This is a genomic window from Psychrobacter pacificensis, from assembly GCF_018336615.1.
In the GTDB taxonomy this organism is placed as follows: Bacteria; Pseudomonadota; Gammaproteobacteria; order Pseudomonadales; family Moraxellaceae; genus Psychrobacter; species Psychrobacter pacificensis.
Window position 1 is genome coordinate 176,127 of the sequence record NZ_CP048752.1, and the last position, 25,407, is coordinate 201,533.

Below are 25,407 nucleotides of genomic sequence, written 5' to 3' on the forward strand. Positions count from 1 at the left end.
ATAGCCAGTGTGTTGATAGCTGGCGTCATGTTACAAGGTGCTGCTATTGCTCAATAGCAGCACCAGTTAGACTAATAAATTTGAGCTTTAAGGCTTAAGCTTCATCGATATCATCAATATCAAGCTGTGATAGAACAGCAATCATCTCTAATACGACCATCGCAGCTTCAGAGCCTTTATTACCTGCTTTGGTACCGGAGCGCTCGATAGCTTGCTCGATGCTGTCAGTAGTGATGATACCGTTGGCGACAGGAATATTATAATCCATTGCCACAGCGCTCAAACCTTTGGCCGACTCGCTGGCTACAATATCAAAATGTGGCGTGCTGCCACGGATGATTGCACCCAATGCCACAATGGCGTCAAAACGATCTGATTCCGCAGCACGCTGGGCCACAAGTGGCAGCTCGAATGCTCCAGGCACACGAATAACAGTAATGTTGCTACCCAATACACCATGACGGAGTAGGGCATCAATCGCACCATCAACCAATGACTCAACGACAAAACCATTAAAACGACCGACGACAATACCAATGCGCGCGTCAGCGTTTTGATGCAAGTTACCATCGATATGAGTCACGTCGTTGCGCTGCTGTTGTAAATTCGACATAAAAAATCCTTTGCTTAATAAGCGTTCAATTGAAATATAGGCATCAATAAATAGCTAAACAGTCTGATGCGTTCAATCGACTTGGCCGCCTATTATTTTGGCGTTGCTCTAGTTAATTGAACGAAAATAAATGGTTAGCACTATGATAGCATTTTTTTGGGTGTTATTTGTATTTTACGAGCGTGCTACAGACGCATCTGTATCCCTTGTGCTGCCATATAGGCTTTGGCCTCCGACACGGTATACTCACCAAAGTGAAAAATACTGGCGGCAAGTACCGCATCGACGCCGCCTTCTAACACGCCTTCTGCCAAATGTTGCAGGTTGCCGACGCCGCCTGAGGCAATGACGGGCACATTGACGCGGCTCGTAATTTGTTGCATGAGTGCCAAATCGTAGCCTTTTTTGGTGCCATCACCGTCCATTGAGGTGACCAGCAATTCACCAGCGCCCAGCTCAGCCATTTTGCTCGCCCAAGCGACGGCATCGATACCGGTTGGCTTACGGCCACCATGGGTGAAAATCTCCCAACGCGGCACAGTAATCCCATCGACGTTGATGTCAGCGACGCGTTTGGCATCGATGGCCACAACGATACATTGGTTGCCAAACTTCTGCGCGGCTTCACCGACGAACTCAGGCGTAAATACCGCAGCTGAGTTAATTGCGACTTTATCTGCGCCCGCATTGAGCAAATTGCGGATATCAGCGATTTTTCGCACGCCGCCGCCTACGGTGAGTGGGACAAATACCGTTTCAGCCATACGCTCGACCGTATGATAAGTGGTATCGCGCTCGTCATTGGTCGCAGTAATATCCAAAAAAGTAATCTCATCAGCGCCTTGTTCATTGTAGCGGCGAGCGACTTCGACAGGGTCGCCTGCGTCTTTGATATCGACAAACTGTACGCCTTTGACCACGCGGCCATTGTCAACGTCCAAGCAAGGAATGATACGCTTTGCTAACATAGGGTCTTTCACCTTATAATCAATTCATAGGCGCTAGTCTAGCAAAATCACTGCTATTTCAGGCAGGTTTTCGCAAGATTATTACGCTTTTCACCATCGTTTTATGATGTGCGGTACAATTGCGGTCATTACCGCATCAATTTATTCTATCTAACCTCTTTACCCAATTGCTATAAGTGAGATGTCATGTCCGTCTATACCCAGTTAACCGATGATCAGTTTGCCGCCTTTTGCCAAAGTTTTGGCGTATCGTTTGCCCGCGCGATTCCGATCACTCAAGGTATTAAAAACTCAAACTGGTTTATTCAAACGACTGACGATGTAGACGGCACCTACTCTTACGTGTTTACATTATTTGAAGAGCGTCCTCCTGCTGATATCGAAAAAATGGCCGTTATCCTCAATCAGTTAAATGGCAAATTACCAGTCGCCGCACCGTTAGCCGTTATTGAGTCAAATGGTTCGCGAACAGATGGTGATGATAAACGCTATGTCATCCATTATGAAGACAAAGCCATCACTTTAGTGCCGTGTCTAGCAGGCTCACATCCCGAGCAAACTACGCAAGCGATGTGTCACGATATTGGCGCAGCATTGGCGACGCTACATGAGACGCTGCAAGCATTGCAGCCAAGTGAGCAGTACGGCGTGCCTTTGTATCCATGGAGCGACGTGCGTGACCGTGAAATGCAGTTCATGCCAGGTGACGAAGGCAAGCTGATGAGCGATATTTGGCGCGCTTATTCAGAGCTGCCATTAGATACCTTGCCAAAAGGTCTATGCCATTTAGATATGTTTGCCGACAATACCTTATGGAATCTACAAAAAGGCGAGGCGCGTCTGACAGGTCTACTAGACTTCACCGAAGTCAGCGTCGAGCATTACGTGATGGATATTGCGATCACTATCAATGATTTTTGTACCACGTGGGGCGGCGCAGAACAAGGTGAATCTGTGAACTTTGACCGCAGTAAAATGGCAGCGTTCTTACAAGGTTATGAATCGATACGTCCACTCAATGGTGAGGAAAAACGTGCACTACCTGTGATGCTAGCAAAAGCGGCCGTGATTTTTTGGTTATTGCGCCTCAATGTGATTCATTACAACCGTACCGAAGGTCGTACGGGTGATAACATCATGGTCAAAAACCCTGACCTAATGAAGCGTCTGGCCGCTTACCATTGGGCGCATGTTGAAAAGTCGCAAAACACCGTATTTGTACTATTAAGCAAACCAGACAATCAAATAGTCGGTGTGTTTAGCAGTATTACCCAAGCTGAGCAAGCACATGATCACTTAACCAACACCAATGATTTTACGATTGAAACATATACGTTAGACCAATTGGCATAAGTATGTTTTACTCAGGTATGTACCTACCAACACTTTGAAGGCGATCCCATGACCGATCACGTTGACAACTGGCACAAACTGGCGCGCTTTGATACCAATATACAAGGCGAGCTGCATGCCAATCTATTACGTAATAACGGCATAACCGTGTCCTTGCAGCCGCTCAGCGCAATCCCTGGTATGAACTCGGGTATCGTTCTCTGGGTAGAAGACACCGTCTTGGCAGAAGCTCAGCGCATTTTGGATACCATCCCAACTGATGGTGCCGCTTTGCTTGATGAGATGAGTGATGCTGACTTTGATGCGCTATCTGCCAATCAAAGCAATGCTACTCAAGGCAATGCTACTCAAGGCAATGCTACTCAAGGCAATGCTACTCAAGGCAATGCTACTCAAGGTAACTCAATAATAGATGACAATAACGGCGGTACTTTATAAATGTGTCAACTCTTAGGAATGAACTGTAATACCCCAACAGATATTGGTTTTAGCTTTGCAGGGTTTCGCAAGCGCGGCGGTATGACGGACAGTCATGAAGATGGCTTTGGTATTGCGTTTTTTGAGCGCAGCGAATGCAGCAATAATGACAAAACCAATGATGAGACGGCAAATGACTCAACGGGTCTGCGTTTGTTTCATGATAATCGTCCAAGCCATCTATCGCCAGTCGCTGATTTGGTTAACAACTATCCAATCAAAGCCATGAACGTTATTGCGCATATTCGTAAAGCGACGCAAGGGCAGAACTGCTTGGCAAACACCCATCCATTCGTCCGTGAAGTCTGGGGCGAACAGTGGGTATTTGCGCACAATGGACAGATGAATAGCGAATTTATCAAACGCTGTCAGCGCTTGCAAGACAACGGCAATGCCGCGCATTGTCAACCAGTAGGCAGTACTGATTCTGAGATGGCATTCTGCTATTTGGTCAATCGTTTAAAGAGCAGCTTTAAAACCCGTCCTGATGACAAGACACTGTTTAATTTTTTGACCACCCAATGTCGCTATCTATCGGCCAATGGGTTATTTAATTGCTTAATATCCAATGGCAGGTGGCAACTGGCGTATGCAGGTAGCTTACTGTTTTATCTCACGCGCAAAGCGCCATTTGGTGAAGCCAAACTGGCGGACGATGATATGGCGATTAATTTTAGCGATGTCACCACCGATACCGATAAGGTGACGATTTTGGTGACCGTGCCATTGACTGAAAATGAGAAGTGGCAGCAGCTCGCCGTCAATGAATGCTTAATCTTTCAAGATGGTGACGTCATTTATAAAGACAGCCCAAGCCTGCGTAAATTTTTGACCATTGATGAAGGTATCGCCATTGCGCGGGAAGTGGGGGCGAGTGTTTAGGAATCAGTGTGGCAGTCAACATTAACATTTACAAAAAATAACGAGCGATTATGGTCTACAACAATCTTTTCCAAGCGTTAGAGAAAATTGATCAGGCAGCGACAGAAGAAGCATCCAATACAAAGTATGGTTTCAATATATTCTCTATCTTGAGAAGAGATGATGAAGAAGTGGGTCTACATTCTAAGTTTTTAGCGGAGCTTTTAAGTCCAACAGGTAGCCATGGTATGGATGCCTTTCAAAAGCTATTTATCGATCAGGTAGTGAATGTAGCTTTTAAAAATAAAGATGAAAAACGTCTGCCACTTTGTCTAAATCAACCCTATACGTGTCAAACTGAAGTGGCTATCACAAATTCTGGTCGGATAGATATTATTTTAAAAAATAACGAAAATATCATCGTTGTTGAAAACAAAATCAATGCTTATGATCAAAGAGCACAGCTCCAGCGCTATTATGAAGCTTGTAGAAATATGAACTATGAACCAGAAAATATCTATATCTTATATTTAAATAAATATGGTGATCCAGTTAGTACTTATAGTAAAGGGAATTTAAAAGACAGTGATTTTGCGCAAATAAGCTATAAAGAGGATGTGGCAAATTGGTTAGATGCTTGTATTATTGAGGCAAAACCATATCCCCATATTGAGCACACATTGTTACAGTACAGAAGATTGGTTGGAAAATTGACGGGTGATACAAGGTCGGCAAAAATGAAACAAGCGCATATTGAACTGTTATACCAAAAAGACAATTTTAAACTGGCGCATGAGCTGAGCGAGTCGCTTGTCAGCTTTCAAATTGATTTACAAAAGAAACTTTGGCAAGAGTTACAAGAAGTATTAAAGAAGAAAGGCTATGATTTCAATTTTTGTGATGAGAATCTACAGTTGTGTGATAGGAATAAAAAAATTAAGAACTACTATAAACCTCAGAAACCATCTAGAAAATACGGTATTCAGTGTAAAATTGGTAGTTTAGAAGAGTACGATATTAATTGTTTTATACAGGTCTATAAGAATGTTTATTTCGGTATGATTAGTTCTCGAGAGGGCAGACCTATTGGGTATCCATCTTCTTTAAATAACCTAGCAACTCAAATCGGTAGCTTGAATATACCAATAGTTGGTAATACTAAAGAATGGGCTTTAGGAGGAGATCTTAAACCAACACAGCCTATACAATTTGATAAAATTAAGAGTCTTTATAAAATTGCTAATAATAATGACAGAGCACAGTGGATTGAACAAACCACTGATGAAATCGTTTCATTTATTGAGAGTGTCAAAAGCTTAGGACTTATTGATGTTCAATCGGCTACAAATACATCCCACAACACCGTTTAAATTTCTCCCCTGAGCCACAAATACAAGGCTGTTTTTGGCTCACAGTCATGCGCACGGTCGGGTCGATAAAGTACCAGCGCGCTTGCTTGTCTTTATCCGTAATCTTCACAAAGCCTGACAGTTCGTGATGCGCCTGCACACCATTATCGGTATGAAAATAGGCTTTAAACTCTACCTGCGCGTGGCGTTTGCCCAGTTTAGGTCGATGCTGCACAATCTCAAGTCCCGCCCAGTCCGTGTCTTTGCCCCATTGCGCTATCGCGTCACTATCCAGCAGCGCTTGTTGTGCAGGTACGGTGGTCTTAACGATATAGTCAGGCAGCTGCAATACAAAGGCGCTATAGCGGCTGCGCATCAGGCGCTCGGCATCGGGCGCGGCAAGTGATTCGTGATATGGCTGGCAGCAGTCTTCATAAGACGCGCTGCTATCTTGCGTACTAACAGACGGCGGCGTGATACGGCAGGGACAGACGGACATAGACGCTCCTTAATAGATGAATAAAACTAGCCTTTGTGCGTCCACCACGTCTCAAGCAGTGTCGGCAGCAAGCCTTGGCGCAACTGTTGCCAATGGGTGGGGTCACTGACATCGTCCACAAAAGGCGCAAAAGGCGGTGCAGCATAAATCAGTAATGCCAGTACGCCATAAATCAGCAAATACCACCATTTATCCTTGTGCTGATAAAACTTCATCGCCGTACCTGCCGAGCGTTTTAGGCGCATGCCTGTCAGATTGACGCTATAGATTTCATCCAGTGCCAAATGCACCATCGCGCCGCCAAATAAAAACAGACCATAAAACCAACTGGTTGTCAGCGGTAGATGCAGACCATAATAGCTTAGACAGGTTAACCCCAGTCCAAGTATCGCCATATAAGGCACAGAGTGGATGACGCCGCGATGCACCGTCATAGTGGTAAAAATATGAAAGATCACATAGCGCATAAAACCATACCCCGCGAGCCATAATGCGATCAATGCGAGCAAACTCAGATCGCTACGCCAATGCATGACCAGACCAAAAGCAAAGACAAACGAGGTGATATTAAAACCGAGCTTAATCGGTGTTGAATTATCTGAATCCAAATCTGGTAGTAATCCACCGATAGTACCAAGCGCCACGCATACTAAAAACCCTGAATCATCAATCAAGCCTGCCTTATAAACCGTCAAACTCAGAGTGCCGCTGACCATAAAAGCGACATTTAAGTGGGTATTAAAATTTGCCATAAAACTCATTCATCCATAGCGCTCAAAAAGACCTTTCGAGCGGTGCATCTAGCTGTAAAAAAGCGCCCCATGATACCATAGAGTAGCCAGACATCTAACAGAGATAGCCTTTAAGAGATAGCGCCTATGCCTGCCAGTGATTTACCTACCAAACCTGATTCTACCGCCTGTATTGAGCCGCCGTCTAAAATAGAGGGCACACTTGATAACAGCTTTGCTGAGATTGATTGGCAAGCGCCGTGGCTGTTGCACATTACTCAACGACATTACTTGAGCACCACTATTGAGCACCTTAGTAGACCAAGTCAGCAGATGAATAGCTTTAATGAATTGGATAGTTTGGATAATGCAGAAAGTCTAGATACGCATGGTATCAATGCTTGTAACATCAGCACGCCTGACACGATTGCCAACGTCTTAAAAACGGCGATGCAGCAGAAGGCCAGTCATTTAGAACAGCCATTACCGCAGACCAAACCTACCCATAACCAAACGCCTCAAACGCTACAGTTTGTCTCTCAAAATGCATTGCCTGAAGGGGAGGCTTACGAGCATTTCATCGGTACAACTGGAAACATTCCGACGCGTGATAACTTGCATGACCTATTTAATGGCAGTATTTGGCTGACGTTTCCCAAGACCAAAGCGGTGCTGAATTATTACCATATGCTGGAAATCGCCAAACAAGGCATCAGTGAGCGCCGAGGGCGTGTTCGCGACACTATTACGGTGTTTGATGAGAATGGGGCAGTTCTGGTCACGGCAGACCCTAATATTGGTGAGGCATTGGTTGATTTCGACTGGCAGTCAAGTTTGGTGAGACCCCGTGATAAATGGGACGATCCAACACAGCCTGATGACAGCGCTCAGGCAGCCGTGTATATCTTTGGGCATGCCTTACTAGAGCAGTTACTCTATCCGCGCAAACCCTTATGTGCGCACAGCATTGTCATCCATGTGACCCAACGTTTCTTTACCCTACCATTAGCTGAGTGTATACGTTTTTTGGATGACAAAGTTGCCGAATACATGGACACATTATTATCAAAAGATGACGTGACACCGCGCCAGCTTGCGCCATTGCCAATCTTAGGTGTGCCGCATTTCTGGGCAGAAAACGCAGAACCTAGCTTTTATGAAGACAGCTATGTATTTCGCAGTGGTCGACGCCAAAAGAATAAAAAGGAATGAGTCACTCAAGATCGGTTAGCCAAACCTTTGGTACGTTTACGATTGTGCCACGATTTGACAACGTCCAGACGTTAACAAAGCCTCATATGTTTGTTATGGTAAAAGGACGTTTCTGTTAAACAGCAAAGAGATGGTTATCTCTTTTGTTAACACAGAGTCACATCAGACCGTTTTATTAAACTGCTCTGCTGATTAAAGATATATCGATCATCTATTGAGCCACCCGTTATACATAAACTTATAAGAATTTATGTCTAGGATCTATAACAACGATAAGGAAGCTATCATGAGTGATATTTTTAATGTAAAAGACACCCTTTCAGTTGCTGGCAAGGAACATGCCTACTACAGCCTGCCCAAACTTACCGAAACTTACGAGCATATCAAAACGCTACCATTTTGTATGAAGGTCGTGTTAGAGAATCTACTGCGTAACGAAGACGGTGGTCAGTCAGTCGGCAAAAACCATATCGAAGCGGTTGCCAATTGGGATGCAGGCGCCGAGGCGTCAAAAGAAATCGCCTTTATGCCAGCGCGTGTGGTATTGCAGGATTTCACCGGTGTGCCCTCAGTCGTTGATTTGGCTGCGATGCGTGATGCAGTGGTCGAGCTTGGAGGTCGTGCTGAGCAAATCAACCCATTTATCCCTAGTGAACTGGTCGTCGACCACTCGGTACAGGTCGATGCTTATGGCCGTGAGGATGCGCTGGATCTCAACGAAAAGATTGAATTTAAGCGTAATAATGAGCGTTATGAGTTCTTACATTGGGGCCGTAATGCCTTTGAGAACTTTGTCGTTGTCCCGCCCGCGACGGGTATCGTGCACCAAGTCAACCTTGAGTATCTTGCGCGCGTGGTCATGGCAGCAGAGGTCGATGGCGAGCTGACCGCCTATCCTGACACGGTATTTGGTACCGACAGTCACACGACGATGATTAATGGTATTGGCGTACTGGGTTGGGGCGTTGGCGGTATCGAAGCTGAAGCGGCGATGCTCGGTCAGCCATCTTCTATGCTGATTCCGCAAGTCGTCGGGTTTGAGCTGACAGGCAAACTCAGTGAAGGCGTCACCGCGACGGATTTGGTATTGCGTGTGGTCGAGATGCTACGAGCACATGGCGTAGTCGGTAAGTTTGTCGAATTCTACGGTGAAGGCTTGCATCAAATGCCATTAGCGGATCGGGCGACGATTGCCAATATGTCGCCTGAGTATGGTGCGACTTGTGGTATCTTCCCGATTGACCAAATGGCGATTGATTATCTGCGTCTATCAGGCCGTGACGAAGCGCAAATTGAGCTGGTCGAAAAATATGCCAAGGCGCAAGGCTTATGGCATGATGCCGATACACCAGCGGCGACTTACTCAAGTAAGCTAGAGCTTGATCTGTCCTCTGTCCAGCCAGCACTGGCAGGCCCTAATCTGCCGCAGCAGCGTATCAACCTGTCTGATATGCACGAAAAATTCGGCGAAACGCTTAAGAAGATGACCAAGGACCGCAAGGCAGAAGTTGAAGGCAAAGTACGCTTTGATCAAGAAGGCGGCGAGCAAGAGCAAGCGGAACACTTGGCAGCTGAACCCAACATCGACGTTGATACCGAAACTGACGATAGCAAAGGCTACCAGCCAGCCAATAACGTGTTCTCAAGCGTTAATATTGACGACAAAGAGCACAAATTGCGCGATGGTTCCGTGGTGATTGCCGCTATTACCTCTTGTACCAACACCTCAAATCCAGCCGTTATGATTGGTGCTGGATTGGTCGCCAAAAAGGCCGCTGCCAAAGGCCTCAAAGCCAAGCCTTGGGTTAAGACCTCATTGGCGCCCGGCTCAAAAGTAGTGACGGATTACTTAGAAAAAACCAAACTGATGGATGAGCTAGAAAAAACAGGCTTTTATCTCGTTGGTTATGGTTGCACCACGTGTATCGGTAACTCAGGGCCGCTTCCTGATGTGATCGAAAAAGGCATCGAAGAGAACGATTTAGTCGCCTCAGCGGTGCTCTCTGGTAACCGTAACTTCGAAGGTCGTATTCACTCACACGTCAAGGCCAGCTACCTAGCATCGCCGCCATTGGTTGTCGCTTATGCCTTAGCAGGTACAGTCGATATTGACTTGACTACCCACCCACTCGGTCAAGATCAAGACGGCAACGATGTGTACTTAAAAGACATTTGGCCAACGTCAGATGAGATCAACGAGCTGATTGCCAATAATATCGATGCTGATATGTTCCGTAAAAACTATGGTGAAGTGTTCGATGGTAGTAAAGAGTGGAACGCGATTAGCTCAGCCGATAGTCAGCTATATCCATGGGATGAAGGCTCAACGTACATCAAAAACCCACCGTTCTTTGATGGTATGACCATGGAGCCAGAAGGTATCCCTGATATCGAAGGCGCGCGTATCTTAGGTCTATTCGGTGACTCAATCACCACCGACCATATCTCACCTGCAGGCAATATTGATCCAAATTCACCAGCAGGTAAGTACCTGCAAGAGCGCGGCGTCATGGAAGCGGACTTCAACAGTTATGGCTCACGCCGTGGTAATGATGCAGTCATGACCCGTGGTACCTTTGCCAATATCCGTATCAAAAACCAAATGATGGGCGGCAAAGAAGGCGGTTATACCTATTACTTCAAAGATGACAAGTCGACGCTACAAGATGGCGAAGAAATGGCCATCTATGATGCAGCGATGAAGTATAAAGAAGATAAGCGTCCACTCGTCGTCCTCGGTGGGGCGGAGTATGGCTCAGGCTCTAGCCGTGACTGGGCAGCGAAGGGTACGATTTTGCTTGGTGTCAAAGCGGTACTCACCACCTCATTCGAGCGTATTCACCGCTCAAACCTCGTCGGTATGGGCGTGCTGCCATTGACTTTCAAAGATGGCGAAGACGCTCAAACCTACAAGCTCGATGGCTCTGAAGTGCTGAGCATCACTGGCCTAAACAATGGCGAGAGCAAAACCGCTCAAGTCACTGCCACCCGCGCCGATGGCTCGACTGAAACCTTTGAGGTCAATGTCGGTCTACAGACACCAAAAGAGCGCGAATACGTACGTCATGGCGGCGTACTGCACTATGTATTACGTCAGCTAGCGGCGGAGAGTAAGAGCGCTGCTTAGTGGTTCGTTAGACTTACAACGAAAAAGCCCAGTCTCCTTAATGTAGGGGATTGGGCTTTTTTATGGGTAGTTAGATTTTATAGAAAGTAGCTTATTTGGACATTTATAGCAGCTTTTTTAACCCTTCTCAGTCAATAGCTTAACCCCCAAACCAATAAAAACCACGCCGCTTATTTTATTTAACAGAACTTCGATAGCTGGGTTTTTTCTTAAGTTGGCACTAAATCTTGATGCCAATAAAGCAAGGCACAAACACCATACAAAGCCCGTCAGCGCAAAACTCAATCCTAAGATCAGAAATGACAAGGCGCTATGAGCATAGCTAGGATCGATAAACTGCGGAAAAAATGCGAGGAAGAATAGCGCGACTTTTGGGTTAAAGACATTGGTTAATACGCCCTGTTTGTATATTTGCCAGTGCGCTATAGAGTTGGCAGGTGCAGATGGGCTGCTTTTTGGTAAATGATTTGCCAGTAAAGAAGGCTGCTTGCTCATCAGCATTTTTATACCCAGATAGCATAAGTAGCTGGCACCGATATATTTTACAACCGTAAAGGCCAGAGGCGAGTTGATCAAAATGATCGATAGACCCAATGCGGCGAATACCGTGTGTACCAAGATGCCTGAAATGATACCGAGGACAGAATAAAACCCTGCTGCGCTGCCATGTGAGACGCTGCGGGTAATGATATACATCGTATCGGTGCCTGGAGTGAGATTTAACAAAATCGCCGCCAAGACAAAGCCCAGATAGTTTTCGATACCGAACATGGCTCATACTTCCTTGTGATAGCAATAATAGGGGAGTGTTTTATTTATCGTTTATTTCGTAGTTTACCTGGTATCGGTCGTCATGAGCAGCTCATATCGATGATTTTTATAAACGACAAACGAAAAAAATCCCAGTCACTGGATGATGACTGGGATTTTTTAGTGTTCGCTTATTAGTCTAACCTGATGCTAAGCAAAAGTGCTAATAAGTGACGCCGAATAGTGGCGTCCCCAGGGGGATTCGAACCCCCGTTACCGCCGTGAAAGGGCGGTGTCCTAGGCCTCTAGACGATGGGGACGCATAGAGTGTTATAACCTATGGTTATAACGGTACTTCACAATATCAGAGCGCTTATTTATTAATAAGCCTTGCCTAGGTGCTGACATTGTTCTCAAAGCAATATTTATCCGTTGAGCGATAAATAGTATGGTGGAGCTAAACGGAGTCGAACCGTTGACCCCTTGCATGCCATGCAAGTGCTCTACCAACTGAGCTATAGCCCCTCGCTAAGAGTGTGCGTATTTTAGGTAAGACCAGCAGTCTTGTCAACCGATATTTTTAAAAAAATGCATAAATATGCAAAAAAAAGCGTTTTAGCCTATTTTAAAGGCCCAAGAAGTCCAAATTAGCGTAGATTTTGCTTAAGCGCGATCTCTTTAATGGCTTTATCGGTATAAAACTCTGCTTCGCTGCCATCAGACAAAATAATCGCACAGCATTCGGTTGGCACATATTGACCGCCTTTTTCTCGGATCGTTCTGATACTTTTGACCCCAATGATGTCATATTTGCCTAATTTATCTAGATTATGCTTGGTATAACCGCAGTAAGTGCGGTATATCCATTTTAAATCTTCAAAATCCCGACCTGTGGTTTGGGTAAGGTTTGTCTCAAAAAGCTCTTTTACGATGGCATCGTAGTATTTTTGCGCTTCTTTTAGAGTGTTAAACACATAATCTTTGCTTTCTATCGTGACGGTTTTGGCGGCCATGTTTATTTCCAATTAAAAATTTGATGATATGGAAGTAGCCGTATTGACTAACAACAAAAAAAGGGTCAGAGATGGCTTGACCCTTTTACATTCGACAAGTTTCGCTAATTAACTGTTTAGTAGATAAGTTATTCAGCTTCTGAATTACTCAGCAGCAGCCAAAAAATCTGGCAACTCTGCCGCCTGCTTCTCAAGTTTTTTCAGTTTCTTTTTGCCAAGACCGCCGAGTACATCAACCGCATGGCGCAAGCGCGTCAAGGTCATATCCGCACCGATAATCGCCATCGAGTTCATAACGGGCGTCGATGAGGTGCTACCCGCAATCGCGATAAAGAACGGCGCCATAAAATCGCGCATCTTGATATCGAGGTGAGCGGCGAGGCCTTTTAGCGTGGTATAGATGTTTTCCTCCGACCACGTCGGCAGGGTCTCAAGCTGCCAAAGCGCCAGTTGTAGCAGCTCGATGATTTGCTCAGGCTCAAGCGATTTATGGGTGAAGCTCTCAGCGGTGATGTCTGGCAGGTTTTGGAAATAAAAGCCGCCCCAGTTGACCGCGTCAGACAACAGCTCGATGCGTGGCTGAATCGCAGCGGCGATAGCGGTCAGCTTGTCACTGTTACTGGCCCATTCAAGGATTTTATTTTTTAGCTCTTCAGGGCTAAGCGCACGTAGCCACTCGCTATTGACCCAGTTAAGCTTTTCGATATCGAAGATAGGACCACCAAGCGACACACGCTGAATATCAAAGCTTGCAATCATCTCATCTAAGGTAAATTTCTCAGCATCATTGGGCATGGAGTAACCCATACGACCCAGATAGTTGAGCAACGCTTCAGGCAGCACGCCTGCATCACGATAGTAAGTGATAGAGGTTGGGTTTTTACGCTTAGACAGTTTTGATTTGTCAGGGTTACGCAGTAGTGGCATATGGCAGAGTGTTGGCATTTCCCAACCAAAATAATCATACAGCAGTTGATGCTTGGGCGCAGAGTTCAGCCACTCTTCACCGCGCATGACGTGAGTGATTTCCATCAAGTGGTCATCGACGACGTTGGCGAGATGATAGGTTGGCATACCGTCGGTTTTTAGCAGTACTTGCATGTCGACTTGGGTCCAAGGGAACTCAACTGTACCGCGTAGCATGTCTTGTACCTGACAGGTGCCTTCGGTCGGCACGCGCATACGAATCACGTGTGGTTTGCCCACGCTTACTAATTGCTCGGTTTTTTCTGGAGCAAGATGTGCGCAGCGACCGTCATAACGCGGCGTCTCGCCATTGGCCATTTGCTCAGCGCGCATGGCATCGAGCTCTTCAGGGGTACAAAAACAGCGGAACGCATGGTCTTTTTCTATGAGTATCTCGGCGTGTTTTTTGTAGATATCACTACGCTCGCTCTGACGATAAGGGGCGTGCGGGCCGCCAATATCTGGACCCTCGCTCCAGTCTAGGCCAACCCAGTGCAAGGCATCCAAAATCATTTGCTCTGATTGCTCAGTCGAGCGCGTCTGATCAGTGTCTTCGATACGTAGGATGAATTCGCCGCCATGTGCTTTGGCAAAAGCCAAGTTAAATAGGGCAATATAGGCAGTACCTACGTGTGGAAAGCCCGTGGGTGAAGGTGCGATACGCGTGCGTACAGGGCGCTTGCTGTCAGTAGAGGTTTGCATGATAAAAGTCTCAAAGTTTACTATCAATATAGGCTATTAGTATAAATAGCGATGAAAGATATGAAGAGGGTGCTAAGAAATAGCGTAAAATATAGCGCTAGTATAACAGAGACATGTGATATTTTTAATGAAAAGCCCTTCTAGTGCTTGACTACCCGTGTATCCTTGCGATAATAATGCTAGGCAAGTCATAACTTGTTTATTTTCATCCAATTACTGGCCAGTATGGTCGTCATCTATTGAGTTGTTTGTGTCCCTATCAAAGTCTACGCCAAAATCGAAAGCCAGTCTTGCTCCCACTGACCGCACTGAATCAGCGCCCAGTCCATTCTCTAATGAGGATGTCACCATGCAAGATGAACCCCTAAACCCGACTCAATCCGATAGTGAGCGTGATATCACGTCTGATGAATTAAGTTTTGTCCATGATGCGGTACTGCTAGAGGAGACCGTCGCTGCCGTGCTAGGGGTAAAATCCCTACCCAAGCAAAAAGACGGCGACCAAAATGGCTTAAATATAAGCGGTATATACGTTGATGCGACCTTTGGTCGTGGCGGTCATAGCAGGTTACTATTAAGTCAGCTTGCCGATGACGCCACACTGATTGTCTTTGACAAAGATCCGACAGCCATTAGTGTGGCGCAGGAATTGGCAAGTAAAGACAGCCGTGTGCATGTGGTTCATGACAGCTTTGCAACGTTGACAGATAGTCTGGCTGCTATGGGCATTAGTGAAGTGGATGGCTTGATGGCGGATTTGGGTATTTCATCACCGCAAATTGATGATGGTAGCCGCGGTTTTAGCTTTATGCGCGATGGGGCAGTGGACATGCGTATGGATACCAGTCGCGGCCAGTCAGTTGCCGAGTGGCTTGAGCAGGTTGACGATGAGACATTGGCCAATGTGCTTTATGAATTTGGTGAAGAGCGTCATAGTCGCCGTATTGCGCGCGCTATCAAACAGATGGAGAGCTACGAGTCTACGCTTGAGTTGGCAGAGGTAATCAAAGAGGCGCATCCCAATTGGCAACGCGGCAAGCACCCAGCCACGCAAAGCTTTCAGGCCATGCGTATTTTTATTAATAATGAGCTGGGCGATGTTGACGACTTTTTAGCGCAAAGTATTGCTATCTTAAAGTCAGGCGGGCAGCTTGCGGTCATTAGCTTTCATTCATTAGAAGATCGCCGCATCAAGCAGTTTTTGCAGCGCCATAGCAAAGGGCAATATCCAGAAGATGAAAATCTACCGATGCCGCCCAATCGTCCGCGCTATTTTAGCAAGCCAAAACGCGTTGGCCCCAGCAAAGCTGAAACGAGCCAAAACCCGCGCGCGCGCAGTGCATGGTTGCGTATGGCAACTCGCACCGACACAGAGTATCAGCAGACGGCCGCGCCATAAATCATGGATGAAAACACTGAGTAAATCGCATATGATTGCTATTGTTTGTCTGAATGATGCATAAATGTCTTAATCGCTACGCCACTGTTAAAAAGCTGTAAATATTGTCTGTTAGGCTCAGCAAATAATTTTCCGTCATTTATTAGTTGAGAGTGTCTGAGATATCAAGCGACTCAGTCATTCTTTACTCTAAAATAACGTGATTATTTATTCGACCTATTCGACTTTGCAAGATAGCAGGTTTAGTAAGACAGCAGGTTTTGATATGACATATCGCTATAGCGGTAGGCTGTTGCCGCTATAAGACGGTCATCTTTGGTTTTATTTTTATCAATGGTATGGCTGAGCAATGATGCGTTCATTGCTTGCAGACCATTATCTACTTTATCGTTTACGTTCACTTTTTGAGATCGTCATGGCAATATCTGACAAACCTGCAAGCCGCCGCGCCGCCGCGCCCTATAACACCGATATCGGCGAGCTATTTGTGCGTCGGTTCAATGTGGTGAGCATTTATGTGGTCGTATTACTGCTCTTGGCAGCCGCAATCGTATGGAGCGGCATCAAGACTGCCGAAGCCGTTCAGCAATATCATCAGGATTATAAAACCTTGCAAGACATGAAAAAACAAGAGCGTAAGCTACAAATAGAACATCAGCGTCTATTGATTGAGCAGCAAACCTTTAGCGCCACGCCGCAAATCGCCAGTCGTGCAGTGGCGGAATTGGGTATGTACTCACCGACACTAAAGGATAAGCTGATTATTCAGCCTGGTGTCGCCACCGCCTTGGCACCAGTAGTCTCTGATGACGACGATGAGTTAGATTTAGATGTGGTCGGACCACGAGCTTCTACCGATATCTCCCCTGAAGAACCGGTAGCGGAGGCAGGACAATGAGCGACAAAAAACCTAAATCCACATCAGCAAAAAATACCAGCAAAAAACCAGCCAGTGGCAAGGTGACCAAACCATTACGCCGTGCGAGCGCTGCCAAATCTAGACAAACGAGTGATAAAGCGGCAGGCAGTCGTAAAGCCAAATTATTTGATCGTATCAAAAAGAGTGACACGAAAAGGACGCATGCTAGTGCCAGAAACCCAAAGAGTAAAAGAGGGTTTTTAGGTAAAGCCTCTGGCGCGTCCTCTCGTGGCGGCTTTGAGCAGGATAAAAACCGCTTTCGTACCGTTTGGGGTTTGGCGCTGGTTATATTGGTGCTATTGATTGGCCGTGCATACTATATTCAGGTGGCCAACGCGCAGTTTTATCAAGACAAAGGTAATGAGCTCATTACCAGTGAGCGCACGCAAAAATCCTATCGCGGTATGATTACTGACCGTAATGATTTACCACTTGCAGTGAGCGCACCGCTGGCGACCGTGTCATTTAGCCCGCATGATTACGCGAGCGAATACTACGAGCTCAAACGTATTATCTTGACCAATCCTAATAGTCCACAATTGCAGGCGCGTATGCAAAAGCGTTTGGACAATATGGATCTGACGACGCTGGCTGCGGCTGCCAACATCTCTGTCGATGAGCTAAAAAAAGCCACGGCAATCGATGACAGTATTGATGTGACCGATGAAGCAGCAGTCAAAGCGGCGCTGCCCTCTGGTGCAGGCTCGCATTATTTACCCCTTCTCAATAAAGTCACACCTGAGATTGCGCAAAGTGTTAGCTCGCTTGATTTCCCTGGTGTCCATGAGAAAAATTTCTTTCAGCGCTATTATCCGCAGCCGCAATCTAACGCACAGTTGTTAGGGTTTATGGGGCAAAACGCCAACGACCCTGAGGGTGGTTACGAAGGACGTGCTGGTATTGAGCGCCAGTATGAAAAAGATTTAGCAGGCGACGATGGCAAAGTGCTTGTTTTAAAAGATGCCAAACAAAACAGCTTAAAAGAGATCAAGCAACTTGAGCCTGAGATACCAGGCAAAGATGTGGCACTGACGATTGATTCGCGATTGCAATATTTGCTCTACAAAGAGCTAGAAAAAGCAGGGCGTCTGCAAAAAGCGCGCTGGTCGACGGGTATGATCGTCGACGTACAGACTGGTGAAGTACTGGCGCTCTCCACATGGCCATCATTCAACTCAAACAATCTCAACGAGATGACCGGTGAAAACCAGCGTAACCGTGCGCTATTGGATGTGTTTGAACCCGGTTCGGTGATGAAGCCGTTCACCGTTGCGGCAGCCTTAGATTCAGGCAAATATACGCCGACCACTTTAATTGACACCAATCCTGGCTCAATTCGCGTGCGTGGCTATACCATCCGCGATCATAATAACTTGGGCATGATCAACATGGCGACGCTATTACAGAAGTCTAGTAACGTGGCTTCAACTAAGATTGCGTTGTCGCTACCGCCTGATGCCATTACTAATATGCAACGACAGTTTGGCTTTGGTTCAAAAACGCCTTTACAGTTCCCAGGTGAGGGCAGTGGTCTGATTGTGACGCCAAAAGAGAAAGAAACCTCACGCCGTGCGACAGTCAGCTATGGTTATGGTTTACAAGTGACACTAGCGCAGGTAGCGCAGGCTTATTCAGCCCTCGCAGCAGGCGGAGTGATGCACCCGTTGACTTTGATCAAAGATGACAAACCACAACCAAGCAAACGCATTATGGCGCGCGAGCAGGCGATGTCTATTGTACAGATGCTTGAGAGCGTGACCGAGGCAGGTGGAACAGCTAAAGCTGCCGCCATTGACGGATACCGTGTGGCAGGCAAGACGGGTACCTCGCGCCGTATCAATCCAGAGGGTGGCTATTATTCTGACCAGTACCGTAACGTCTTTGCTGGTATGGCACCAGCGTCTAATCCAAAGCTTGTGGGCGTCATGCTTATTGAAGATCCGCGCGGACAGATTTATGCGGGTCTAACGGTCGCACCTGTGTTCCACAACGTGATGAAAGAAGCGTTACGATTGTATAATGTGCCTTTAGATAAGCCGCTCAAAACAGAACCACAGTAGGCGTTCAATGATTTTAAGTAGTCAGCTCTTTACGGGCTGATTTGTATTAACTGTTTAGGATTTGCTCATGACCATGCCTACCTTATCGCCAAATAGCGCCACTGTTACGACGGCCACTCTACAGCAGCTTATCGATACTAGCGATAATAGGCTGGCGCAACAGCTAACCGCGATGATCGCAGCATCGGTTCAACAGGCGTCGAGTCAGTCAGGGGCGGATCAGATTCAATCAATTGCTCATATTCCTTTTCAGCAGCTCCAACTAGACAGCCGTCAACTCTCCAATAATGACGTATTCATCCTTTTAAAAAGCCACAATCCAAATTACCAAAAGAGCCGAAATTATTTGTTACAAGCCGCTGAGAAGGCTGCTTTTATCCTCTCAGAGATGGATCCTGCTGCCTTGATTAGCGAAGCAAATACCCCTCTGAAGATGGATGGCGAGTCTAACGCACAGCAGCAATTAGCAGCGCTGCCGTGCCCAATCTTATACGTCCCTAATATTCGTGATTTCTTAGGCAGCTTAATCCAAGCATATTTGCAATATCAGCAGCCAGTGACCCTGCCAAAGGTAGTCGCTGTCACGGGAACCAATGGTAAAACCACCATCAGTCAATTGGTGGCACAGCTGACCCAATTAACAGGCATGAGCAGTGCAGTGATGGGTACGGCAGGTAATGGTCGCCTTGGCGCTTTGGTGCAAGCCAGCCATACCACTGGAGACGCCTTAGCTGTACAGCAGTTTTTATATCAAATGGGTACCGAGAATGCTGAAATATTGGCATTAGAGGCCAGCTCTCATGGTCTGGATCAGCAGCGTTTACAAGGCGTGCCAGTTAGCATTGCGATTTATACCAATCTGAGTCGTGACCACTTAGACTATCATGCTGATATGGAAGAATACGCGTCTGCCAAAGCCAAGCTATTTGATAAAGCTCACTTCCCAGATTTGACCCATGCCATCATCAACGTCGATGATAAATATGCTCAGATTATGTTGGATACAGCCACTGCTAGTGACTTGACGGTATGGACGTACAGTCTAGAGCCTGCAACATCTGCTACTTTTGTCGCTGCTGATATCGAGCCAAGTCTACAGGGCGTCAAGATAAGTCTGCGTACTGACTTTAATGATAAAACAGTTGGTGATGAGAAAACGGATATTATCGAGATTGTCAGTCCATTACTCGGTCGCTTTAATGTTGCCAATTTGCTTGCCGCTATCGCAGCAGCAGTAGCGACTGTTACTGGTACTAAGTCTGCTACTGATTCAAATGTGGATATTGGACGCATTGCGACTGCGGTCACGCAGCTACAAGGTGCAGTTGGGCGTATGCAGCGCGTGCCATCAAATTATGGCTGTTTTATCGTTGATTATGCGCATACGCCAGATGCCTTAAGTCAAGTGCTGGCGAGCCTGAAAACTCACTGTAAAGGCCAGCTATGGGCAGTGTTTGGTTGTGGCGGCGATCGTGATGCAGGTAAGCGCCCACTGATGGCGCAAGCGGGCCTCACAGGTGCTGATCAAGTTGTCTTGACCGCTGACAATCCACGTACCGAAGACCCTAATGCCATCTTACAGGATATGCAGGCTGGGATGAGTGCTGAGCAATATCAGCGTACACATATAGAACCTGCTCGCCAAAAAGCCATTGAATATGCCGTCAGGCAGGCAGGTCCAGACGATATTGTCGTCATCGCTGGTAAAGGCCATGAGACCTATCAAGAGATTAACAACGTCCGTTACGATTTTGATGACAGTGTGATTTTGCAGCAGGCGTTAGCGCAAGCGGGCCCTATATAGTCGAGTGATTATCGATACCCCTATTATCAAAAAATTAAACATTAAATATAAAAATTGAGTAGTCATTATATAAGGTAACCATTATGACAGCCGACAACGATAACACCATCCAGTCGCAAGGGCTTTATGTCTGGCAAATGGATAATATGCTCGAGGCGACAGCGTCGCTCGATGGTCACTGGCAATTGCCACAAGACTATACAGATGCAGGCCAGCCAGCCCTAGCCAGTCAGCGTATTGCGACCGACACTCGTACGATAAAGCCTGGTGATATCTTTTTGGCGTTACGTGGTGAGAACTTCGATGGTCATGACTATATCGATATGGCAGCATCAAAAGGTGCCATTGCTGTCATTGTGTCTCGTCCTATCTTATCTGAGTCAAATGCGATTCCGCAGCTGGTTGTCAGTGATACCCGTTTGGCGTTAGGGCAGTTGGCAAGCTATCGTCGTCAGCAGCATAAAGATCTGACCGTGATAGCGATTACTGGTTCTAGCGGTAAAACCACCTGCAAAGAAATGCTAGGCAGTATTTTTGGTCGATTGGCACCGACATTGATTACTCGTGGTAACCTCAATAATGATTTGGGTGTGCCAATGATGCTGCTTGAGTTATCAGACCATCATCGCTATGCCATTTTAGAATTGGGTGCCAACCACATTGGTGAGATCGCCTATACGACTGAGATTGTGCGCCCTGATGTGGCCTGTATCCTAAATATTGGTACGGCTCATCTGGGTGAGTTCGGTAGCCGTGAAGGTATTTGCCAAACCAAGGCGGAGATTTATCACACCTTAACGGATGCGCAGTTTGCGATTGTTCCTGATAAAGACGATTTTACCAATCAGTTACGCCGCATTGCTGAAAAGCACACGTCACATGTGATTGGGTTTGGTAATACCGATGTGAGCGCAAGCCATCTAGATGTAGAGCCTGAGCGTAGTGAGTTTAAGCTACATATCGGTAATCAGGTTCATGATATCAATTTGCCATTAGCAGGCGAGCACAATGTCAATAATGCTTTGGCTGCTGCAGCCTGTGCGCATGCATTAAATATCAACGTCAGTGATATTGTTATCGGCCTTGAAAACGCGCGTCCAGCCAAAGGTCGTCTGAACAGTCAGATACTGGGTAAGCACCGTCTGATTGATGATACGTATAACGCCAACCCACACTCGGTACGCGCCGCTGCCAAAGTATTGGCTGCACAAACGGGTACGCAAGTGATGGTGTTGGGTGATATCGGCGAGCTAGGAGAGGCGGCAGTTAGTGAGCATCAAAGCCTCGGCCGTACTATCGCGACCACAGGTATCGATGTGCTGCTCTGTGTTGGCGAATATGCCAAGGCCACCGTTGCTGGTGCGAAAGAGGTTGCTGATATCAATGCTCAGGCATTCGCAGACAAAGACAGCTTATTGCAGTATTTGCAGCCGTATTTACAAGCGCACCAAGCAAAACCTTGTACGGTGTTGTTCAAAGGCTCGCGTTCCATGACAATGGAAACACTTATTCATGCGCTAGTAGAGGAGTAGGCGGTGTTAGTTTGGTTGTTTGGCTGGCTTGGCCAGTATTATACACCGTTTTCTGCGGTTTCTTCGTTGACGTTGCGAGCGCTGCTTGCGGTTATCACAGCGCTTGTGTTTAGTATGTTTTTTGGCGGGCGGGTCATTCAGCATCTGCGTGCGCTCAAATACGGTCAGGCCATTCGCAATGATGGGCCGCAATCGCATTTGGTCAAGACCGGTACGCCAACCATGGGCGGGGTATTGATTCTCAGTGCTATTGGGGTATCGACTCTGCTATGGGCACGTTTGAACAATCCTTATGTGTGGATTTTGCTCGTTGTTATGGTGATCTTCGGTGCTGTAGGGTGGGCGGATGATTGGCTCAAAATCAAGTATAAAGATCCCAAAGGTCTGATTGCGCGCAAGAAATATTTTTGGTTGTCGATGGGCGCATTATTCGTCGGCGTCTCTTTATACTACATCGCCACACTACAGCCGGATATCAATACGACTCACGAGATGCAAGATCTGTTGGTGCCGGTTTTTAAAGATTGGATGATTCCATTTTCGGCAGTACCTTTTGGTATTGGTTTTATTATCTTTACCTACTTTGTGATCAATGGTGCGTCCAATGCGGTTAACTTAACTGATGGCCTTGATGGCTTAGCAATCCTACCAGTAGTGCTTGTCGCAGCAGGCTTGGGTGCGATGGCTTATGTGTCAGGCGATGTGCGCTTTGCGGATTATTTGCACGTTCCGTATATTCCCTATAACTCTGAAGTCATTATCGTTTGTGGCGCCATGGTCGGGGCGGGTCTTGGCTTTTTGTGGTTCAATGCGCATCCTGCACAAGTATTTATGGGTGATGTGGGCGCGTTGGCACTGGGTGCGATGCTCGGTACGATTGCCGTGATGACGCGACAAGAGATTGCCTTTGCCATTATGAGTGGTCTATTTGTCGCTGAAGCGCTATCAGTAATGCTGCAAGTTGGCTCTTATAAATTGCGCAAAAAACGCGTTTTCCGTATGGCTCCGCTACATCATCATTTTGAAGAAATTGGCTGGAAAGAGACGCAAGTGGTGACGCGGTTTTGGATTATCGCCATCATTCTCGTCATCCTTGGGTTAATGACTTTGAAGCTGCGTTAGAAAAACAAGCCTCAAACATACCTAACTTTCCTGCTTAGAAGCCATCTCGATGATTATTGAGGTGGCTTTTTATCGTCTAAGCAACACGAAATTTGTTAAAATGTGGGTCATATTGCTATGACGTTGAGATACCTGTGTCCTTATTTATTTGTCCCCTTTGCCAGTCACCCATGCAGCCTGCAGCCGATACGTGGCGCTGTGACGGTAGTTTGCACCCCAAAAACACCTCACACCCTTTTGATGTGGCTCGCCAAGGTTACGTCAACCTGTTGCCTGTACAGCAGAAGAAATCAAAAGCACCTGGCGACAGTCAAGAATCTATCAATGCCCGCAAGCGATTTTTGAACCATGGGCACTATGGGCCGTTACAGAATCTGATTAGCCAAAAGATGGCAGCGCTACTGTCAAAAAGTGAGGCCATAGAGGAGCAGGATACTCAGTCTGTGAATTGGCTTGATATTGGCTGCGGCGAGGGCTACTACACGCAGGCAATGGCACAACTTGGCTCAGGTATTATTGATAACTTACTCGCAGCGGATATCAGCAAACCTGCATTGGTGGAATTGGCTAAAGTCAGTAAGGCGGCAGGTCGTCTTTGGTATCAGCGCAATAATACTAATGCTGCCAAAACAACGGTGATTTATCCGCTAGTGACCAGCGCCGCGCATCTACCGTTACGCTCTCATAGTGTGACGGGTATTAGCAGTATTTTTAGTCCTATTTTACCTGAAGCGTTCGCTGAGGTATTGGCCGATGATGGTTATTTAATCATTGCCAAACCAGATGCCGGACACTTGGCGACGATGCGAGATGCCTTATTCGATGATGTGCGTGAGCATGATTCTGATAAGTTTTTACACGAGTTGGCGCCATACTTTACGTTGATGGGGACTGACCATGTTAGTACAGAGATGACATTATCAGCGGATGATTTGGCTGATTTAATGACCATGACCCCGTATGCCTACCGCGCACGTAGTGAAAAAAGACAAGCGTTACTGGAGCTTAGTAAGCACGCGCCATTTAATACAGAGGCCAAGTTTGTGGTTTATATTTTGCAAAAAAAGGCGTCCAGTTGAGAGCCTTTTAATATTTTTGTTACGGCATCCACTAATCAGTATTCTTGTAGTAGCCAACCGCTACCAAAGGCAAAATACTCTCGAAACCATGCATTGTAGCGAATAGACAGTGGGGTTGGGCTGGCAAGCGTGATTGGTTGCGTATAACCTTGATGGAGGGCAATGGCGGCTGCGCGGATGGTATGAAAGTCGCTGGTGACAATCGCAATCGGTACCTCTTTATCAATACCATGCTGTTCAAGTATGATTTGGCTGTACGCCAAATTCTCCTCAGTACTGGTACTTTTCCCTTCTTGATAGATACGATCTAGTGGAATGTCATGGGTTTGCGCCAAGTAAGTCGCCATGATGTCCGCCTCACTGCGCGTGTGCTCATAGCCCATACCGCCACTGGTAATAATCAATGCCTGTGGTTGCTGCTCAATCAGTGTTGCTGCCGTATCCAAGCGACTAGCTAAGGTAGGGGTCGGCTTGCCATCGACCGTCCCAGAACCGAGTATAATAATAGCTGCTACAGGTGGCAAATCTTGTCTGCCCTGGGCAATCTGCTGCTGCAATGAATAAACAAAGAGCAAAAAGCTTATGAACCATAACCCAAACGCTAGCCACAATCCGTACCAAATACGTCGCAGTAAAGGATTCTTAGCAAGTATTTTTATAATTAAAGGAGCACCTAGTCCATGCCCTACAAAAACCACGCCTATCAAAAAAGGCAGCACTGTACCAAAATTAACCTTATCTACGGCCATCAGAGCAGTACAGTCAATGATGAGTATGGATCCAAGCGCTATCAATACGATACGTAATAATCCAAACATAAATTTTTTATCCTGTCAGCACTGATAGATCAATCACGCTTTCTATATAAGTG

22 protein-coding genes and 2 tRNA genes are annotated in these 25,407 nt (G+C 46.5%); 13 read left to right on the forward strand and 11 right to left on the reverse strand.

The window, feature by feature from the left end; all coding sequences use genetic code 11:
* Positions 1 to 94 precede the first annotated feature (94 nt).
* The gene (gene ribH, locus GYK50_RS00770; protein WP_057762077.1) at positions 95 to 613 is read right to left on the reverse strand and encodes a 6,7-dimethyl-8-ribityllumazine synthase; all 519 of its coding nucleotides are present in this window, start codon (positions 611 to 613) and stop codon (positions 95 to 97) included.
* 185 nt (positions 614 to 798) lie between these two features.
* Positions 799 to 1,581 carry an imidazole glycerol phosphate synthase subunit HisF gene (gene hisF / locus GYK50_RS00775; protein WP_071002744.1) on the reverse strand — a complete coding sequence of 261 codons (783 nt, stop codon included), beginning with the start codon at positions 1,579 to 1,581 and terminating at the stop codon, positions 799 to 801.
* A gap of 186 nt (positions 1,582 to 1,767) precedes the next feature.
* Between hisF and GYK50_RS00780 the strand changes: the two genes are divergently transcribed.
* Genes GYK50_RS00780 through GYK50_RS00795 form a run of 4 tightly spaced genes read left to right on the forward strand, consistent with a single transcriptional unit; the run spans position 1,768 to position 5,642 of the window.
* A complete protein-coding gene (locus GYK50_RS00780; RefSeq protein ID WP_093070099.1) occupies positions 1,768 to 2,934 on the forward strand; it encodes a homoserine kinase in 1,167 nt (388 codons plus the stop codon).
* 48 nt (positions 2,935 to 2,982) lie between these two features.
* Positions 2,983 to 3,372: a hypothetical protein gene (locus GYK50_RS12765; protein ID WP_240365614.1), complete on the forward strand. Its 390-nt coding sequence runs from the start codon at positions 2,983 to 2,985 to the stop codon at positions 3,370 to 3,372.
* Positions 3,373 to 4,293, forward strand: a complete 921-nt coding sequence (locus tag GYK50_RS00790) for a class II glutamine amidotransferase (RefSeq protein WP_093070101.1) — start codon at positions 3,373 to 3,375, stop codon at positions 4,291 to 4,293. It abuts the gene before it with no gap.
* 50 nt (positions 4,294 to 4,343) lie between these two features.
* A complete protein-coding gene (locus tag GYK50_RS00795) occupies positions 4,344 to 5,642 on the forward strand; it encodes a PDDEXK-like family protein (RefSeq protein ID WP_212564083.1) in 1,299 nt (432 codons plus the stop codon).
* Here GYK50_RS00795 and GYK50_RS00800 read toward each other — a convergent pair.
* Together GYK50_RS00800 and GYK50_RS00805 are read right to left on the reverse strand one after the other, a co-directional pair.
* Positions 5,614 to 6,120 (reverse strand): YchJ family protein, encoded by a 507-nt coding sequence (locus GYK50_RS00800; RefSeq protein ID WP_212564084.1) that lies wholly within the window; start codon positions 6,118 to 6,120, stop codon positions 5,614 to 5,616. The two genes, GYK50_RS00795 and GYK50_RS00800, sit on opposite strands and share 29 nt — an antisense overlap.
* 26 nt (positions 6,121 to 6,146) lie before the next feature.
* Positions 6,147 to 6,872: a metal-dependent hydrolase gene (locus tag GYK50_RS00805; protein ID WP_212564085.1), complete on the reverse strand. Its 726-nt coding sequence runs from the start codon at positions 6,870 to 6,872 to the stop codon at positions 6,147 to 6,149.
* 126 nt (positions 6,873 to 6,998) lie between these two features.
* Here GYK50_RS00805 and GYK50_RS00810 point away from each other — a divergent pair, with 126 nt between their 5' ends.
* Together GYK50_RS00810 and acnA are read left to right on the forward strand one after the other, a co-directional pair.
* Positions 6,999 to 8,063 (forward strand): DUF3025 domain-containing protein, encoded by a 1,065-nt coding sequence (locus GYK50_RS00810; protein WP_212564086.1) that lies wholly within the window; start codon positions 6,999 to 7,001, stop codon positions 8,061 to 8,063.
* 286 nt (positions 8,064 to 8,349) lie between these two features.
* Complete coding sequence (gene acnA / locus GYK50_RS00815; protein WP_212564087.1) at positions 8,350 to 11,190, forward strand: aconitate hydratase AcnA; 2,841 nt, start codon at positions 8,350 to 8,352, stop codon at positions 11,188 to 11,190.
* Positions 11,191 to 11,307: 117 nt separating this feature from the next.
* On the opposite strand, the gene GYK50_RS00820 is transcribed toward acnA, so the two are convergent.
* The 5 genes from GYK50_RS00820 to gltX all read right to left on the reverse strand — a co-directional run bounded on the left by GYK50_RS00820 (position 11,308) and on the right by gltX (position 14,624).
* On the reverse strand, positions 11,308 to 11,961 hold the full coding sequence (locus GYK50_RS00820; RefSeq protein WP_186474973.1) for a LysE family translocator: 654 nt from the start codon (positions 11,959 to 11,961) through the stop codon (positions 11,308 to 11,310).
* 223 nt (positions 11,962 to 12,184) lie between these two features.
* Positions 12,185 to 12,260 (reverse strand) — tRNA-Glu (locus tag GYK50_RS00825).
* 129 nt (positions 12,261 to 12,389) lie between these two features.
* Positions 12,390 to 12,465, reverse strand: a tRNA-Ala gene (locus GYK50_RS00830).
* A 122-nt stretch (positions 12,466 to 12,587) separates the two neighbouring features.
* Complete coding sequence (locus GYK50_RS00835; protein WP_186474972.1) at positions 12,588 to 12,953, reverse strand: hypothetical protein; 366 nt, start codon at positions 12,951 to 12,953, stop codon at positions 12,588 to 12,590.
* Positions 12,954 to 13,097: 144 nt separating this feature from the next.
* Positions 13,098 to 14,624 (reverse strand): glutamate--tRNA ligase, encoded by a 1,527-nt coding sequence (gene gltX / locus GYK50_RS00840; protein ID WP_186475412.1) that lies wholly within the window; start codon positions 14,622 to 14,624, stop codon positions 13,098 to 13,100.
* 346 nt (positions 14,625 to 14,970) lie between these two features.
* Between gltX and rsmH the strand changes: the two genes are divergently transcribed.
* Positions 14,971 to 16,020, forward strand: a complete 1,050-nt coding sequence (gene rsmH / locus GYK50_RS00845; protein WP_212564477.1) for a 16S rRNA (cytosine(1402)-N(4))-methyltransferase RsmH — start codon at positions 14,971 to 14,973, stop codon at positions 16,018 to 16,020.
* 242 nt (positions 16,021 to 16,262) lie between these two features.
* Here rsmH and GYK50_RS00850 read toward each other — a convergent pair whose 3' ends face one another.
* Positions 16,263 to 16,421 carry a hypothetical protein gene (locus GYK50_RS00850; RefSeq protein WP_156770989.1) on the reverse strand — a complete coding sequence of 53 codons (159 nt, stop codon included), beginning with the start codon at positions 16,419 to 16,421 and terminating at the stop codon, positions 16,263 to 16,265.
* A gap of 14 nt (positions 16,422 to 16,435) precedes the next feature.
* On the opposite strand from GYK50_RS00850, the gene ftsL reads away from it, so the two are divergent.
* From ftsL to GYK50_RS00880, 6 genes are all read left to right on the forward strand, one after another.
* Positions 16,436 to 16,918: a cell division protein FtsL gene (ftsL, locus tag GYK50_RS00855; protein WP_212564088.1), complete on the forward strand. Its 483-nt coding sequence runs from the start codon at positions 16,436 to 16,438 to the stop codon at positions 16,916 to 16,918.
* Positions 16,915 to 18,999 (forward strand): peptidoglycan D,D-transpeptidase FtsI family protein, encoded by a 2,085-nt coding sequence (locus tag GYK50_RS00860; protein WP_212564089.1) that lies wholly within the window; start codon positions 16,915 to 16,917, stop codon positions 18,997 to 18,999. The genes ftsL and GYK50_RS00860 overlap by 4 nt, the downstream gene beginning before the upstream one ends.
* 67 nt (positions 19,000 to 19,066) lie before the next feature.
* Positions 19,067 to 20,803 carry a UDP-N-acetylmuramoyl-L-alanyl-D-glutamate--2,6-diaminopimelate ligase gene (locus GYK50_RS00865; protein ID WP_212564090.1) on the forward strand — a complete coding sequence of 579 codons (1,737 nt, stop codon included), beginning with the start codon at positions 19,067 to 19,069 and terminating at the stop codon, positions 20,801 to 20,803.
* 83 nt (positions 20,804 to 20,886) lie between these two features.
* Entirely contained in the window at positions 20,887 to 22,335 is a 1,449-nt protein-coding gene (locus tag GYK50_RS00870) for a UDP-N-acetylmuramoyl-tripeptide--D-alanyl-D-alanine ligase (protein ID WP_093070127.1), read from the forward strand.
* 3 nt (positions 22,336 to 22,338) lie between these two features.
* Complete coding sequence (gene mraY, locus GYK50_RS00875; RefSeq protein WP_186474969.1) at positions 22,339 to 23,457, forward strand: phospho-N-acetylmuramoyl-pentapeptide-transferase; 1,119 nt, start codon at positions 22,339 to 22,341, stop codon at positions 23,455 to 23,457.
* Positions 23,458 to 23,585: 128 nt separating this feature from the next.
* Positions 23,586 to 24,536: a putative RNA methyltransferase gene (locus GYK50_RS00880; protein WP_186475411.1), complete on the forward strand. Its 951-nt coding sequence runs from the start codon at positions 23,586 to 23,588 to the stop codon at positions 24,534 to 24,536.
* Between the two features lie 35 nt (positions 24,537 to 24,571).
* Here GYK50_RS00880 and GYK50_RS00885 read toward each other — a convergent pair whose 3' ends face one another.
* Positions 24,572 to 25,354 carry a YdcF family protein gene (locus GYK50_RS00885; RefSeq protein WP_093070132.1) on the reverse strand — a complete coding sequence of 261 codons (783 nt, stop codon included), beginning with the start codon at positions 25,352 to 25,354 and terminating at the stop codon, positions 24,572 to 24,574.
* Positions 25,355 to 25,407 lie beyond the last annotated feature (53 nt).

Excerpts from the sequence above, each read along its gene's own strand:
- GYK50_RS00810 (WP_212564086.1), top strand. The coding sequence starts at position 6,999 with ATGCCTGCCAGTGATTTACCTACCAAACCTGATTCTACCGCCTGTATT.
- GYK50_RS00790 (WP_093070101.1), top strand. The coding sequence starts at position 3,373 with ATGTGTCAACTCTTAGGAATGAACTGTAATACCCCAACAGATATTGGT.
- GYK50_RS00865 (WP_212564090.1), top strand. The coding sequence starts at position 19,067 with ATGACCATGCCTACCTTATCGCCAAATAGCGCCACTGTTACGACGGCC.
- GYK50_RS00860 (WP_212564089.1), top strand. The coding sequence starts at position 16,915 with ATGAGCGACAAAAAACCTAAATCCACATCAGCAAAAAATACCAGCAAA.
- GYK50_RS00805 (WP_212564085.1), bottom strand. The coding sequence starts at position 6,872 with ATGGCAAATTTTAATACCCACTTAAATGTCGCTTTTATGGTCAGCGGC.
- GYK50_RS00780 (WP_093070099.1), top strand. The coding sequence starts at position 1,768 with ATGTCCGTCTATACCCAGTTAACCGATGATCAGTTTGCCGCCTTTTGC.
- rsmH (WP_212564477.1), top strand. The coding sequence starts at position 14,971 with ATGCAAGATGAACCCCTAAACCCGACTCAATCCGATAGTGAGCGTGAT.
- GYK50_RS00800 (WP_212564084.1), bottom strand. The coding sequence starts at position 6,120 with ATGTCCGTCTGTCCCTGCCGTATCACGCCGCCGTCTGTTAGTACGCAA.
- GYK50_RS00795 (WP_212564083.1), top strand. The coding sequence starts at position 4,344 with ATGGTCTACAACAATCTTTTCCAAGCGTTAGAGAAAATTGATCAGGCA.
- hisF (WP_071002744.1), bottom strand. The coding sequence starts at position 1,581 with ATGTTAGCAAAGCGTATCATTCCTTGCTTGGACGTTGACAATGGCCGC.
- GYK50_RS00870 (WP_093070127.1), top strand. The coding sequence starts at position 20,887 with ATGACAGCCGACAACGATAACACCATCCAGTCGCAAGGGCTTTATGTC.
- GYK50_RS00820 (WP_186474973.1), bottom strand. The coding sequence starts at position 11,961 with ATGTTCGGTATCGAAAACTATCTGGGCTTTGTCTTGGCGGCGATTTTG.
- ribH (WP_057762077.1), bottom strand. The coding sequence starts at position 613 with ATGTCGAATTTACAACAGCAGCGCAACGACGTGACTCATATCGATGGT.
- GYK50_RS00835 (WP_186474972.1), bottom strand. The coding sequence starts at position 12,953 with ATGGCCGCCAAAACCGTCACGATAGAAAGCAAAGATTATGTGTTTAAC.
- acnA (WP_212564087.1), top strand. The coding sequence starts at position 8,350 with ATGAGTGATATTTTTAATGTAAAAGACACCCTTTCAGTTGCTGGCAAG.
- GYK50_RS00885 (WP_093070132.1), bottom strand. The coding sequence starts at position 25,354 with ATGTTTGGATTATTACGTATCGTATTGATAGCGCTTGGATCCATACTC.
- ftsL (WP_212564088.1), top strand. The coding sequence starts at position 16,436 with ATGGCAATATCTGACAAACCTGCAAGCCGCCGCGCCGCCGCGCCCTAT.
- GYK50_RS12765 (WP_240365614.1), top strand. The coding sequence starts at position 2,983 with ATGACCGATCACGTTGACAACTGGCACAAACTGGCGCGCTTTGATACC.